The organism is Stenotrophomonas sp. YJH_SMC_91, assembly GCF_059368495.1.
Genome location: NZ_JCAFRT010000003.1, coordinates 182250 through 197394, shown reverse-complemented (window position 1 = coordinate 197394; position 15145 = coordinate 182250). Strand labels below are relative to the sequence as shown.

The following is a 15145-nucleotide window of genomic DNA, read 5'->3' as shown; positions in this document are numbered from 1 at the left end:
CGTTCCACCGCAACGTCGCCCGTGACACGGGCGGCGTTGACTGCGTCTTGATCTTCCAACGATGAAGATCAATGCCACGACGCGCGTACCATCATTCGAATGTGATGTACGTCGCGATTTTGGAGTTTCCTCATGAGGTGACCGTCTCCTGCCTGCGGGTATTGGACGGGAACGCCGAAAGGATCCAGACGTGGCTACAGCTCCTGGCATTTCCCCGCACCGGCTGTCCGGAGCGCTGCGGTGAAGGTCCTGTCGGTGTTTGGCACGCGACCGGAAGCGATCAAGATGGGGCCGCTGGTGCGGGCCCTGGCCGAGGCTGCGGACATCGAATCGGTGGTCTGCATCACCGGCCAGCACCGGGCGATGCTGGACCAGGTGATGTCGCTGTTCGAGATCACCGCCGACCATGACCTGGATGTCATGGTGCCCAACCAGACCCTCAATGGCCTGTGTTCCAGGCTGTTCGAACGGCTTGACGCGCTCTACACGCAGGTCCGTCCCGACCGGGTGCTGGTGCACGGTGATACCACCACGGCGATGACCGCCGCGCTGGCCGCGTTCCACCACCGCATTCCGATCGGTCATGTCGAGGCCGGACTGCGCACCGGTGACATCAACCGGCCGTGGCCGGAGGAAATGAACCGGCGGGTGATCGATGTGGTCGGCGACCAGTTGTACGCGCCCACGCCCAGCTCGCGCGCCAACCTGGCCGGTGAACACCTGGGCGGGCAGATCCTGGTCACCGGCAACACCGTCATCGATGCCCTGCAGCAGACCGTAGAGCGCCTGGATGCCGACCCGGCGCTGCGTGCGCGGGCTGACGAACCCTTCCACATGCTTGACCCCGATCGTCGCCTGCTGCTGGTCACCGGCCACCGCCGCGAGAGCTTCGGGCAGGGCTTCGAGGACATCTGCCGTGCGCTGGCTGAACTGGCACGGCGGCCGGACCTGCAGGTGCTGTACCCGGTGCATCTGAACCCGAACGTGCAGGGCCCGGTCAACGCCCACCTCGGCCATCTCGACAACGTGCACCTGGTGCCGCCGCAGGACTACCTGCGCTTCGTGCGGCTGATGCAGCGCGCCGACGTCATCCTCACCGACTCCGGTGGCGTGCAGGAAGAGGCACCGGCGCTGGCCAAACCGGTACTGGTCATGCGCGACGTCACCGAACGCCCGGAGGCGGTCGAGGCCGGTGTGGTGACGCTGGTCGGCACCGCGCCCTCGCGCATTGTCGAAGCTGTCAATGCGGCACTGGCACAACCACCGCACCCGACCCGCTTCGATCCCCACGCCAGCCCCTACGGCGATGGCCGTGCCAGCGCGCGCATCGTCGCCGCCCTGCGTGGCACGCCGCTTCCCGAATTCTCGCCCGGCCTCCGCAGCAGCGGCGCCGTCCACCCCCACCCACGCGAAGTGACGCCATGACCCAGACCGGCCGCTCTCCCCTGTTTGCATCCGCCGCCGCGTTCGTCCTGTCGGGCGTGGTTGGCAGTGCCCATGCCGCCGACAGCGTCGCCGGCCAGTTCGCCGAGTGGAGCGGTGACAGCACGGTCAGCCGGCAGATGACCCTGCGCGAACTCGGTTTCCGCCAACCGCTGGTGCTCAGCGGGCAGGAGAGCCAGCGCGAGATCTACCTGCCGGTGCCGGCCGGTGTCGCCACCCGCGATGCGCAGCTGCAGCTGGACGGGCGCTACGTGCGCGGCCATGCCGGGCGCACGTCCGGCCTGTGGTCGGTCGATGGCGATCCGATCGCCGCACGCTCGATCACCGATGCACAGGGTGACGCCAGCCAGCTGCTGGCCATCGATGGCGAACCCCGCCAGAACGGCTTCGTTCGGGTCGGCGTCGGCTGGTGGTCGATCGTGTCCGACTACCAATGTGCCGACCAGAGCGCGCCGGCCAACGTGCTGCGGCTGTCGCCGGACTCGCGCTTCAGCTACCGCTTCGACGGCCGCGCCGTGGACACCGTGGCCAAGGCCTGGGGCGCGCTGCCCCCGCAGGTGCGCCTGCTGGTGGACGGCAAGGCGCTGCAGGCCCCCATCTACGACGCGGCCTGGCGCATTGGCACGGCCCTGCAGGCCGGTGGCAAGCAGGTGCAGGTGCTGGCGCTGCCCAAGGTCGGTGACAGCGTCGACCTGACCGGCATCAGCATCCCGGCCAGCCTGCAGGTCGTGCCGGCCTATGCCGCGCTGGCCACTGGCGAGCGCGCGCATGCGATCAAGGATCTGGCCGAAGTGGGGGCACTGCTGTCGCTGCGTGACAGTGGGCCGCTGGCCGCCGAGGTGATGATCGGCAGCGATGCGCTGCGGGCCGGCGTGCGCGCGGGACTGGATGCGCTCGCTGCACAGGTCGGCGCCACCGGCGCCGATGCGGGCACCGCGTTCGCCGCGTGGCGCGGTACCGACATGGGCGGCCTGGAAAAGCCCGCGGCCACCGCCTCGGTCCGCGTGGTGGCCGTTGCCGGCCGTCCGACGCTGGTAGTCGACCCGGCGGCGGCGGGCAAGGTCGCCGGGCTGTTCGCCGAACAGTGGCGTAGCTATGCGCTGGGCCGTAGCCTGCAGGTCAGCGCAGCGGGCACGCCGAAGCTGGACGGTGACCAGGTGCTGCTGAGCCGGCTCGGCAACATTGCCGGCTCCATGGATGTGGTGACCCGCGCCGACCGCAGCGCCAGCTTTGATCTGGGGGCGCTGTCGGCCGACGGCCGCCTGCCCGAGGAAGTGGTGATCGATGTCTCGGCGGCCCCCAACGCGGCCGGGCAGGGCGCGGTGGCCACGATCTACTTCAACGACTATCTGCTGGGCGGCAAGGTGCTGTCGGCCAACGGCCAGCCGCAGCGGCTGGTGGCCAGGGTGCCGGCCTACGCGCTGTCGGCACGCAACGAGATCCGCGTCAGCTTCCTGCGCCAGCCGGCACGCCCCTATTGCCACGATCCGGCCACCGCGTATCCGGTCTCGATCCTGCCCAGCAGCCACCTGACCCTGGCCAAACGGTCGCTGGGCAGTGACTTCGTCGGTGCCAGCAGCCAGCTGTCACGCGGCAACCAGATGTTCGTGCCCGCTACGTGGCTGCAGGACGCGCCGGCATCGCTGCGCAAGGTGATCGCGGTGGCCAGTGCAGTGGGGGCCTCGCCAGAGGCGTCGGAGCTGAAGGTGGTCGATGCCGGTGCGGCGATCAGCCCGGATGCGCCGTGGCTGGCTTTCGGTGTGGCGCCGTCGGGTGTCGATGTGGCCGGCCTGAAGGACGGCCACCTGCTGATCGGCGGGAAGCCTCAGCCGCTGCTGGATGTCAGCGGCCTGGATCGCGCCGCGGTGGTGCAGGTCGGCACCTCCGGCGGCCAGCTTGGCGTGCTGTACAGCGATCTGGGTGCACAGGCACCGTCGTTCGGCGCACCGTTCCGGCTGCTGCGCGGTGATCTGGCGGTGCTCGACGGCAGTGATGCCGTGCGCGAGTTCGATCGCCAGGATCCTTACGGGGGCCGAGTTGCCCAGGATGGCAATCCACAATCGAAGTGGGAACGGCACATGGTCTGGTTGCTGCTGCTGGTCGGCGTGATCGTGTTCGCGCTGCTGGCCGCCCGCGTCACCCAGGTGCGCCGCCGCAAGTCCGCCAACACAGGGCACTGATCCACCGTGGACGGTCTGTTCTGGAACATCCAGCTGGCCAACTACTACGCCGTCCTGGAAACCACGGCGGCGGCGGTGGCCGTGCTGATCCTGATCTCCAGCCTCGATGATCTGTTCATCGACGTCTGGTACTGGGTGCGCGAGAGTTGGCGCGCGCTCACCATCAAGCGGCGCGAAGCGTACCGGCCACTGACCCAGGAAGACCTGATGCAGCGGCCGCAACAGCCGCTGGCAATCATGGTGCCGGCGTGGATGGAGTACGACGTCATCGCGCAGATGGTGGAGAACATGATCAACGTGCTCGACTACCGCGAGTACGTCGTGTTCGTCGGCACCTATCCCAACGACCAGCAGACCATCGATGAAGTCGAGCGCATGCGCCGCCGCTACAAGCGCCTGCGCCGCGTGGAGGTGCCGCATGACGGGCCGACCAGCAAGGCCGACTGCCTGAACTGGCTGATCCTGGCGATCTTCGATTACGAGAAGCGCCACGACATCGAGTTCGCCGGCGTGATCCTGCACGACAGCGAGGACGTGCTGCACCCGATGGAACTGCGCTTCTACAACTACCTGCTGCCGCGCAAGGACATGATCCAGCTGCCGGTCACCTCGCTGGACCGCGAGTGGTACGAACTGGTGGCCGGGGTCTACATGGACGAGTTCGCCGAATGGCACGCCAAGGATCTGGTGGTGCGCGAGAGCGTGTCCGGCATGGTGCCGTCGGCCGGTGTTGGTACCTGTTTCTCGCGGCGCGCGCTGCTGGCATTGAGCGCGCAGACCGACAACCAGCCTTTCAACACCGACAGCCTCACCGAGGATTACGACGTCGGCGCGAGGCTGGCAGCCATGGGCATGCAGTCGATCTTCGCCCGCTTCCCCGTGCAGTTCCGCGTGCGCCGCCCATCCTGGTTCGGCTGGGGGCCGGTGCGCGAGCGCACCCAGCAGATGGCGCTGTGCGTTCGCGAGTACTTCCCCGACAACTTCCGCGCGTCGTACCGGCAGAAGGCGCGCTGGGTGCTGGGCATCGGCCTGCAGAGCTGGGAGTCGCTGGGCTGGCGCGGATCGCTGGCCACCAAGTACCTGCTGGCGCGCGACCGAAAGGGCATCATCACCTCGTTCGTCAGCATCATCGCCTACATCATCTTCCTGCAGCTGCTGCTGTTCTGGCTGTTGAAGATGACCGGGCTGTGGACGATGCAGTTTCCCAGCGTGTTCCAGGCCGGTACCTGGCAGATGAATGTCGCGCTGCTGACCACCGCAGCGCTGGCGACCCGGATCGTGCAGCGCTTCTACTTCGTCAACCGGTTGTACGGCTGGGAGCACGCGCTGATGTCGATCCCGCGCATGGTGGTCGGCAACATGATCAATTTCATGGCCACCGCCCGTGCCTGGAAGGTGTTCCTGGCCTACCTGCTGTTCGGCAAGCGCATGGTCTGGGACAAGACCATGCACGACTTCCCCGATGCGGCGCAGCTGGTGCAGACCCGCAAGCAGCTCGGTGAGCTGTTGACCACCTGGCAGGCGGTGGAACCCGAACGCCTGCAGCAGGCGCTGGAGCAGCAGCAGGCAGGCCGCCAGCAACCGCTGGGCCGCATCCTGCTCACCCAGGGCTGGTTGGATGATGAAACGCTGGCCGAGGCCATCGCCTTCCAGGGTGACCTGCCACGCGCGGTGATCGACGTGGACTACCTGCGCGCCTGCCAGTTCCCGATCAGTGCCGATGCCTGCGTGCAATGGCGCATGCTGCCGCTGCCGCCGCGCCAGGAAGGCACCCTGCGGCTGGCCGTGGCCAGCCCGCTGCCCGAAGACGCGTTGGCCCTGCTGAAGCAGGAGACGCGCAGCAACCACATTGAACAGAGCATCGCCCGCGAAAGCGAGATCAACGCCGGCCTGCGGCTGATCGGTGGCGACCGGCAATGGCAGCTGGACACCGTGCCCCTGCTGGGCGATCTGCTGGTGGAAATGCGCCTGATCGATCACGCACGCTTCGAGATCGCACTGGACGACTACATGCCGCAGCGCGACGGCCGCATCGGCGACTACCTGGTCAAGCAGGGCATCACCACTGAAGAGGCCGTGGCCCAGGCCATGCAGGAGCAGCGCCGGCGTGCGGCCACGCTGCAGTCACCGCCGCCCGGAGCCTTGCCGGCATGAAGACCACGCTGCTGTCCACTGTCATCACCGTGGCATTGGCCACGGCCGCCGCGCCGGTGCTGGCACAGACCGATGCACCACTGCCATTGTCCGGTGCCGCCTACCGCATCGCCGAGCAGGCGTTTGCCGCCTATGAACGTGGCGATTACCCCGCGGCCTACCGGCAGTCCAGCGAAGCAATCCGGTTGCGCCCGGACGTGGTGCGGCTGCGCCTGCTGCAGATCTATGCGCTGCAGAAACTGGGGCGGGGTGCCGAGGCGCAGCAGCAGGCACGTCGTGCACTGGATGCGGGGTTGAAGGATCCGGCCTTGCCGGCGCTGGCCGCTGCGCCCAGGACGAGGAGAGGTGCGGCGCGTACCGGAGCGGTACCGCGTGCACCCGCGACGGTGACCGACCGCAATAGCCGGCAGGCCTATATGCTGGCAACCGAAGCCTATGCGGCCTACGACGCCGGCCAGATGGGCGTCGCCGCCAGCAAGGCCGAGCAGGCGTTCCGGCAGCAGCCGCAACAGGGCGCATGGGCGCTGCTGTGGGTGGCGGCGCTGGAGGCACAGCAACAGCCCGGACAGGCCGACGCCGCCATCGGTACCGCGCTGCAGCTGGGCGCACCGAATGTCGAGGAGTTGCGCGCGCGGCGCGTGGCACTGGGCCGCCAACGCGCGCTGCTGCTGGCCCAGCAGGCCTATCAATCGCTGTCTGCAGGCGAGAATGCCGCCGCCATTGAGCAGGCGCACGCTGCCGTGGAGCTGGCCCCCGACGTTGCTTCATACCGGTTGCTGCTGATCACCGCGCAGCTGCAGGGCGATCAACTGGCCGACGCCGAGCACAGTGCTGATGCGGCATTGCAGGTGGATGCCAACGACCTCAATGCACGGGTGATGCGCGGCTACCTGCGCCAGCGCCAGGGCAATACCGTGCTCGCCAATGAGGACTTCGACACCGCGCTCGCTGCGCCGGGGTCAGCAACGCAGCAGCGCAACGTGCGCCTGCTGGCGGTGGATGCGGCGCTGGCCGCAGGCGATCGGTTGCGCGCAGCTGCACTGCTGGCACCGTTGCAGGCGGCGGTACCGGCAGGTGAAGGCGATGCACGGTCACAGCAGCTTTTGCAGCAGGGCATCGAGCAACGCAGCCGGGCGATCCGCTCCAGTCGCGAGCTTCCCCGCATCGGTGCCGAAGCGTACCTGGCACCAGTCCAGCACTGCCAGTCCGTTGACAGCGGCAGCGTCTGCGAGCTGATGCCGGCCGACCTGCAGGGCGATGGTGGTGCCGCACAGCGTGCCTACGCTGCCTATGCGCGCCAGGATTACGCCGATGCCATCGGTGAGGCACGGCAGGCCGTGCAACTCGCGCCGGACGACGCGAACCTGCAAGGCCTGCTGACCACCACGCTGGCGGCGGGCAACCGTGCCCAGCAGGACGAAGCGCGGCAGCGCCTGGATGCGGCACTGGCACAGCGCCCTGATGACGCGGGGGCGCTGATGCAGCGCGGCTACCTCAACCAGAAGGCCCATGAGCCGGCGCGCGCACTGGCCGACTTCCGGGCCGCCGAGGCCACCGGCAAGGCACCGAAAAGCGTAGTGCTCGACCAGGCCTACGCCAGCGCAGCCAACGGTGACCATCCACAGGCGGTGACGCTGCTGCGTAGCGCCATTGATCGCGCCGATGCCGGTGAGCTGCCACTGGATGAACGCCAACGCTACAACGTGCGCAATGCCATCGCCAATTACTCGCGCGAGTGGGGCGTGATCGCCTCGGCGGGTTTCCGTGGTGCGCGCCAGGCGGCGACCAATGTCGGCGGTGCAGCGATCAGCACGCCGGGCGATTCGGTGTTCAGCACGCTGGAGGCGTTCTGGCGGCCCCCGGCCTTCAACGACCAGCATGGCACGCTGGAACTCTACGCACGCCTGCTCAACACGCTGTACGACGAGGGCGGCACTTACGAATCGATCCGCGCGGTGGACCCGTGCACCGGCGAATCAACGCCGGATGCGCGCGCACGCGCCGAGCGCCTCAGCCATTCGCGTTCCACCACCGGCTGGCCGTCCACCATCGCTTCGTTCGGCATGCGCTACGCCTTCGGCCAGACCGGCCTGAGCGCCGGCATCGAGCGCCGCCAGTTCCTCGGCAGCGCAACCCGCCAGGGCGAGGTCTACCCCGCATCGGCGGCCGTGCAGTGCCGCCTGCAGCTGGCCCGGAACCCGCCACTGGAAGCCAGCACGCTGGCCCGCTACCGCTTGGCCAGCGATTCCGGTGGCTGGATGTCCTACCTGACCTATGGCTATTACCACGGCACCGATCTGCGCACCGACGTCAACCAGTGGTGGATGGTCAGCGGCTACGCGCAGGGCGGCTATACCTGGGATGACAACAGCGCGCACTTCACCCTCGATGCACTCGATGCCAATGGCACGCCGGTGCGTCGAATCGGCGATGCCAACGGCCGCCTGCATCGCAAACAGTGGTTCGCTGCCGGTGAACTACGCGCCGGGCGCAGCTTCCGCTTTGGTGCCGGGCAGACTCATTGGGTGGTCACGCCGTATGTGGTGGTGGGGGCGGACTGGCTGGACCAGCGCTCGCGGGTGCACGACATCCGTTCCCCGCTGTTCCCGGCGCAGTCGTTCGCGCTCAACGATACGCAGCGCAGCTGGTCATTCGGCGCAGGGCCAGGCGTGGGCGTGCGCTACTGGTTCCGCGAGGACCACTACAACACGCCGCGTTCCTACCTGGACCTGACCGTGCAGTACCGCTTCGCGATCGGCGGTGGTGATACGCAGCGTGCCAAGGGCCTGTTCGCCACCGCCATCCTCTACTACTGAGGCAGGCCCCAACGTCGTCGCAGCGCCGCGGCCTGCGGCGTGTCCTGGGTCAGCCACGGCTCCAGCGCATAGACCAGCACGTGCTGCGCACCGCTGTCGCGTGCCCACGCCAGCTGCCGCTGGATGCGCGCGGCATCGGCGGTTTCGCCCTTGAACCCGCTGCCATCAGCGGGACCGCCGGGCAGCTCGCGGAACAACTCAACGATCGCATCGAAACCGATGCCGTGTGCGTGGAAATGATCGAGCAGCGGTTGCAGCTGCTGCACGTTGCCAGCGCCGGCAACGCCCACGCCGTCCTGCACCATCGGCCGCAGCGTGGCCTGTGCCAGCACCGCCTGCCACAGCATGACCAGGTTGCCGTCGGTCTGCAGGCGGCTGAAGTAGCAGGAAATCGCACAGTCGCCGCCGCGCGCGCTGGCGGCCTCCACCAGCCGGTGCAGCCATTGCGCCAGCCACTGCTGGCGGGCCGGGTCAGCCCAGTGGTACTGCTCCAGTTCGTAGGGCAGGTACCAGCCCTCGAAGGCCGGCTGCTGCGCCCAGGGGGCCTGTGCCAACCAGTTGCGTGCATGCGCGAGGCTGTCGGCCAGGAACGCCTGCAGCGTGGCATCGTCGGCCCCGATCGCCTGCCACCAGCGTTGCTGGAAGGGCAGGCCGACGCGGATGCGGATGTCGTTCTCGCTGGCCGCGGTGAACAGCTGCTGCAGGCTGCCGTCGGGCAGCGACCAGTCGCCGTCGCTGCCACCGACGATGCCGGTCCACTGCAGCACCAGCTGACGGCAGCCCAACGTACGCGCAAGCTTCAAGGATCGCTGCCAGTCGGCCAGGCCCCACTGCAGGTGGCTGCGCCACGGCTGCAGGAAGGTGCCATCCACCTGCACCGGCAGCGAGCAGCCGGGCAGGGTGGCGAGCATGCTGGCCAACGGCGCCAGCACCGCCGCGCGCAGCAGCCGGCGGCGCAACGGCGAAGACGGATCCGCGGGAAGGTCGGGCCGAACCATGCCTGCATCATCCCAGAGCGCCGTGCGTGGCGGGTGAACCCCGCGCCTGGTAGTGCCGGCCGCTGGCCGGCATCGCGCCCAAGGTGGCAGGTGAATCACCACCCGGTAGTGCCGGCCGCTGGCCGGCATCGCGCCCCGGATGGCAGGTGAATCACCATCTGGTAGTGCCGGCCGCTGGCCGGCATCGCGCCCCGGATGGCAGGTGAATCACCATCTGGTAGTGCCGGCCGCTGGCCGGCATCGCCTACCACTTATTCCAACGCGTAGCGCAGGGTGAACAGCACCGCCACCAGCCACACCGCCGGATGCACTTCGCGCCAGCGCCCGGTACCCGCCTTCAGCGCGGCATAGGCGATGAAGCCGAACGCCAGGCCGTTGGCAATCGAGTAGGTGAACGGCATCGCCAGCGCACACAGCGCCGCCGGCACCGATTCGGTCAGGTCGCTCCAGTCCACTTCCACCAGCTCACGCAGCATCAGGCCAGCCACGAACAACAGGGCCGGCGCGGTGGCATAGCTGGGCACCATCGCTGCCAACGGCGAGAACAGCAGCGCCGCCAGAAACAGCGCCGACACCACCAGTGCGGTCAGGCCGGTGCGGCCGCCCACCTGCACGCCGGAGGCGCTTTCGGCAAAGGCCGTGGTGCTGCTGGTGCCGAGCATCGAGCCCGCCACGATCGCGGTGCTGTCGGCCAGCAGCGCGCGGCCGAAACGCTTCTGCGCGCCCGGCAGCTTCAGCAGGCCAGCCCGGCCGACTACGCCGTACAGGGTACCGGTGGCATCGAACACTTCCACCAGCACGAACACCAGCACCACCTGCAGAAGTACTGCGATGGGTGCGCCGCCGTCATGGTGCAGCAGGCCCGGCAGGTCCAGCTGCAGGAAGGTGGGTGCAAGGCTCGGCGGCAGCGAGACCAGACCCTGGTACTGCACGTCGCCCAATGCCCAGCCAGCGCCGGTCACGGCCAGGATGCCGATCAGGATCGCACCGCGGATGCGGCGCGCTTCCAGCACCGCGATCAGCAGGAAGCCGGCCAGTGCCAGCAGCGGCGGCGCCGTGTTCAACGGGCCCAGTGCCACCAGCGTGTCTTCATTGCCGACGATCACGCCCGACTTCTGCAGCGCGATGATCGCCAGGAACAGGCCGATGCCGGCCACGATGGCCGAGCGCAGCGATGAGGGAATACCCGATACCAGCCACGCGCGTACTCCGGTCAGCGACAGCACCAGGAACACCAGGCCTGAGATGAACACCGCACCCAGTGCCTGCTGCCACGGCAGGCCGGCGGCGCCGACCACGGTGAAGGCGAAGAACGCGTTCAGGCCCATGCCGGGCGCCATGCCGACCGGGAAGTTGGCGGCCAGCGCCATCACTGCCGAACCCAGTGCGGCGGCCAGGCAGGTGGCCACGAACACCGCACCCGCATCCATGCCGGTGGTGCCGAGGATCTCGGGGTTCACGAAGACGATGTAGGACATCGTCAGGAAGGTGGTGACACCGGCCAGCAGCTCGGTGCGCACGGTGGTGCCGTGCTGCTGCAGCTGGAACAGGCGCTCGAACAGGGACATGGGGTCGCTCATGGGTAGATGCCGGCCGCTGGCCGGCATGCATGGTCGGTACACATTGCAAAAAGGAGAAAGGCCGCGCGAGCGCGGCCTTTCCGGTTGCCTTACTTCAGCGCCTTGAAGCGCAGGCGCTTCGGCGCGGCGTCGTCGCCCATGCGGCGGCGCTTGTCTTCTTCGTACTCGCGGTAGTTGCCCTGGAAGAACTCCACGTGCGAGTCGCCTTCGAACGCCAGGATGTGGGTCGCGATGCGATCCAGGAACCAGCGGTCATGCGAAATGACGAAGGTGTTGCCCGGGAACTCCAGCAGCGCATCTTCCAGCGCACGCAGGGTTTCGATGTCCAGGTCGTTGGACGGTTCGTCGAGCAGCAGCACGTTGCCACCCTGCAGCAGGGTCTTGGCCATGTGCAGGCGGCCACGCTCACCACCGGACAGCGAACCGACCATCTTCTGCTGGTCCTGGCCCTTGAAGTTGAAGCGGCCGATGTAGGCGCGCGACTGGATCTCGATGCCGTTGATGTTGAGGATGTCCAGGCCGCCGGCGATTTCCTGGAAGACGTTGTGGTTGCCTTCCAGCGCGTCGCGGCTCTGGTCCACGTAGGACAGCTTCACGGTCGGGCCGACCACGATCTCGCCCGTATCCGGTTTTTCCTGGCCGGTGATCATCTTGAACAGGGTCGACTTACCGGCACCGTTCGGGCCGATGATGCCGACGATGGCACCGGCCGGCACCAGGAAGCTCAGGTTGTCGAACAGCAGGCGGTCGCCGAACTTCTTGGAGACGTTCTTGAACTCCATCACCGCATTGCCCAGGCGCTCGCCCGGCGGAATGAAGATTTCGTTGGTCTCGTTGCGCTTCTGGTAATCGACCGACTGCAGCTCTTCCAGGCGGGCCAGACGGGCCTTGCCCTTGGTGCGGCCGCCCTTGGCGTTCTGGCGCGACCACTCCAGTTCCTTCTGGATCGCCTTCTGGCGGGCCTTTTCCTGGTTGTCTTCCTGCTTCAGGCGCTCGTCCTTCTGGGTCAGCCAGTCGGTGTAGTTGCCCTTCCACGGAATGCCGCGGCCGCGGTCCAGTTCCAGGATCCACTCGGCGGCGTTGTCCAGGAAGTAGCGATCGTGGGTGACGGCCACCACGGTGCCGGTGTAGCGCGCCAGGAATTGTTCCAGCCATTCCACCGACTCGGCGTCGAGGTGGTTGGTCGGTTCGTCGAGCAGCAGCATGTCCGGCTTCTGCAGCAGCAGGCGGCACAGGGCCACGCGGCGCTTTTCACCACCTGACAGCTTGCCGACGATGGCATCCCACGGCGGCAGGCGCAGCGCGTCGGCGGCCACGTCCAGCTGGTTTTCCAGCGTGTGTGCGTCGCCAGCGGCCAGGATCGCCTCCAGGCGCTCCTGTTCCTTGGCCAGCGCGTCGAAGTCGGCGCCTTCCTCGGCGTAGGCGGCGTACACCGCTTCCAGCGCGGCCTGGGCCTGCAGCACTTCGCCCACGCCTTCCTCGACCGCTTCACGCACGGTCTTGGTCGGGTCCAGTTCCGGTTCCTGCGCCAGGTAACCGACCTTGATGCCCGGCTGCGGGCGGGCCTCGCCCTCGAAATCGGTGTCCACGCCGGCCATGATCTTCAGCACGGTGGACTTGCCGGCGCCGTTCAGGCCCAGCAGGCCGATCTTCGCGCCCGGGAAGAAGGACAGCGAGATGTCCTTGATGATCTGCCGCTTGGGCGGGACCACCTTGGACACGCGGTTCATGGTGTAGATGTATTGCGAGGACATGCGGTCTCCGTAGGCGCGGCCCTGCGCCCGACCCGTCACGGGTAGATCCCGTTGCGGCAGCGGGCACAGACTGAAATGGAATACCGCCAATTATAGCCGGAACCGGTTCCGGGCCGCTCCCGGGAGGCGCCGCCGGGCTGGCTATCGCCTGAATACTCGGTCACAGTCCTGCAGCGGGAAGCGTTTCCAGCCGGAAACGGTTCAGATCGGTTGCGCAATATGGGCTCACCACCCACCAAGCAGAGGTCTGACATGCGCATCAATCGAGTAATGGCCAGTGCCGTGGCCTCTGTGTTGGCACTGGGCGCCGTGGCCCCGGCATTCGCCGACAACGACCATCGCCGCGACCACGATCGCCGCGAGTGGCGCGAGGATCGCCGTGAGTGGCGCCAGGACCGCCGCGACTGGGAGCGCGACCGCCGCGAGGCCCGTCGCGACTGGGAACGCGACCGCCGCGACTGGCATCGCGACCATGACCGCTACTACCGGCCGGCACCGCCGCGCGTGGTCTATCGTCCGGCCTACGGCCCGGGCTATGGCTGGAAGGTCGGCCACCGCTATCGCGACTACTACCGCGGCCCGATCTACGTGGTGAACGACTACCCGCGCTACAACCTGCGTCGCCCGCCCTACGGGCACCAGTGGATCCGCGATGATCGCGGCAACATGCTGCTGGTCGCCATCGCGACCGGTGTGATCGCCCAGTACGTACTCAGCAGCCGCTGAGGGGCGCGGCTGGGGTCGGATCCCTTTCCAACGGAAAGGGCTCTGACCCCACGACATCAATCGAAACCATACGGGGCCGGATTCCTTCGGGGATGCCGGCCCCGTCTGTTTCGGCCCCAGCGGGCCAGTGCGGGGCTACAATCGAGGGCTGAGCCGTACCCCTTTTCCCTGCCTGCTGGAGTACCCGATGTTCCCGCGTGACGTCCGCATCGAATCCTACGATCCCGAACTGGCCAAGGCCATCGCCGCTGAAACCCAGCGCCAGGAAGACCACGTCGAGCTGATCGCCAGCGAGAACTACACTAGCCCGGCGGTGATGGAAGCCCAGGGCAGCCAGCTGACCAACAAGTACGCCGAAGGCTACCCGGGCAAGCGCTACTACGGCGGCTGCGAATACGTGGACATCGCCGAGCAGCTGGCGATCGACCGCCTCAAGCAGCTGTTCGGTGCCGACTACGCGAACGTGCAGCCGCACAGCGGTTCGCAGGCCAACCAGGCCGTGTACTTCGCTCTGCTGCAGCCGGGTGACACCATCCTCGGCATGAGCCTGGCCCACGGCGGCCACCTCACCCACGGCGCGAAGGTGAACGCCTCGGGCAAGCTGTTCAACGCCGTGCAGTACGGCGTGAACGATCAGGGCCTGATCGATTACGACGAAGTCGAGCGCCTGGCCCTGGAGCACAAGCCGAAGATGGTCGTGGCCGGCTTCTCGGCCTACTCGCAGGTGATCGACTGGGCGCGCTTCCGCGCCATCGCCGACAAGGTCGGTGCCTACCTGTTCGTCGACATGGCCCACGTTGCCGGTCTGGTGGCTGCAGGCGTCTACCCGAGCCCGCTGGAACACGCCCACGTGGTCACCTCCACCACCCACAAGACCCTGCGCGGCCCGCGTGGCGGCATCATCGTCGCCAAGGGCGCCGACGAAGACCTGGTCAAGAAGCTGCAGTCGATCGTGTTCCCGGGCATCCAGGGCGGTCCGCTGATGCACGTCATCGCCGGCAAGGCCGTGGCCTTCAAGGAAGCGCTGGAACCGGGCTTCAAGGCCTACCAGCAGCAGGTGGTGAAGAACGCCCAGGCGATGGCCAATACGCTGATCGAGCGTGGCTACAAGATCGTCTCCGGCGGCACCCAGAACCACCTGATGCTGGTCGACATGATCGGCAAGGACGTGTCCGGCAAGGACGCGGAAGCGGCGCTGGGCAAGGCCCACATCACCGTCAACAAGAACTCGGTGCCGAACGACCCGCGTTCGCCGTTCGTGACCTCGGGCCTGCGCCTGGGCACCCCGGCGGTGACCACCCGTGGCTACGTCGAACAGGACTGCGTGGACCTGGCCAACTGGATCGCCGACGTGCTCGACGCGCCGAACGATGACGCCGTCATTGCCCGCGTGCGCGATGCCGTCAGCGCGCAGTGCCGCAAGTACCCGGTCTACGGCTGATCGAAACAGGGGTCGGATCCCTTCCCGCAGGGAAGGGCTCTGACCCCGGTATT

Annotated in this window: 9 protein-coding genes; 6 read left to right on the top strand and 3 right to left on the bottom strand. The window is 67.7% G+C overall.

The window, feature by feature from the left end:
- Positions 1-240 precede the first annotated feature (240 nt).
- The 4 genes from wecB to AC5P5X_RS06440 are packed head-to-tail and all read left to right on the top strand — an operon-like array spanning position 241 to position 8593.
- A complete protein-coding gene (wecB, locus tag AC5P5X_RS06455) occupies positions 241-1425 on the top strand; it encodes a non-hydrolyzing UDP-N-acetylglucosamine 2-epimerase (protein WP_005408042.1) in 1185 nt (394 codons plus the stop codon).
- Positions 1422-3623, top strand: a complete 2202-nt coding sequence (locus AC5P5X_RS06450; protein WP_111188862.1) for a hypothetical protein — start codon at positions 1422-1424, stop codon at positions 3621-3623. The genes wecB and AC5P5X_RS06450 overlap by 4 nt, the downstream gene beginning before the upstream one ends.
- 6 nt (positions 3624-3629) lie before the next feature.
- Entirely contained in the window at positions 3630-5777 is a 2148-nt protein-coding gene (locus tag AC5P5X_RS06445; protein WP_109337051.1) for a glycosyl transferase family protein, read from the top strand.
- Complete coding sequence (locus AC5P5X_RS06440) at positions 5774-8593, top strand: NfrA family protein (RefSeq protein WP_109337052.1); 2820 nt, start codon at positions 5774-5776, stop codon at positions 8591-8593. Before AC5P5X_RS06445 ends, AC5P5X_RS06440 begins: the two co-directional genes overlap by 4 nt.
- Here the strand turns inward: AC5P5X_RS06440 and AC5P5X_RS06435 are convergent.
- The 3 genes from AC5P5X_RS06435 to ettA all read right to left on the bottom strand — a co-directional run bounded on the left by AC5P5X_RS06435 (position 8587) and on the right by ettA (position 12925).
- On the bottom strand, positions 8587-9591 hold the full coding sequence (locus AC5P5X_RS06435) for a DUF4434 domain-containing protein (RefSeq protein ID WP_044569513.1): 1005 nt from the start codon (positions 9589-9591) through the stop codon (positions 8587-8589). The genes AC5P5X_RS06440 and AC5P5X_RS06435 overlap by 7 nt on opposite strands.
- Positions 9592-9842: 251 nt before the next feature.
- Positions 9843-11159: an NCS2 family permease gene (locus AC5P5X_RS06430; RefSeq protein ID WP_005408048.1), complete on the bottom strand. Its 1317-nt coding sequence runs from the start codon at positions 11157-11159 to the stop codon at positions 9843-9845.
- A gap of 101 nt (positions 11160-11260) precedes the next feature.
- Positions 11261-12925, bottom strand: a complete 1665-nt coding sequence (gene ettA, locus AC5P5X_RS06425; protein ID WP_005408049.1) for an energy-dependent translational throttle protein EttA — start codon at positions 12923-12925, stop codon at positions 11261-11263.
- A gap of 252 nt (positions 12926-13177) precedes the next feature.
- Between ettA and AC5P5X_RS06420 the strand changes: the two genes are divergently transcribed.
- Positions 13178-13651, top strand: a complete 474-nt coding sequence (locus AC5P5X_RS06420; RefSeq protein WP_033834700.1) for an RcnB family protein — start codon at positions 13178-13180, stop codon at positions 13649-13651.
- Positions 13652-13838: 187 nt separating this feature from the next.
- A complete protein-coding gene (gene glyA / locus AC5P5X_RS06415) occupies positions 13839-15092 on the top strand; it encodes a serine hydroxymethyltransferase (RefSeq protein ID WP_005408051.1) in 1254 nt (417 codons plus the stop codon).
- Positions 15093-15145 lie beyond the last annotated feature (53 nt).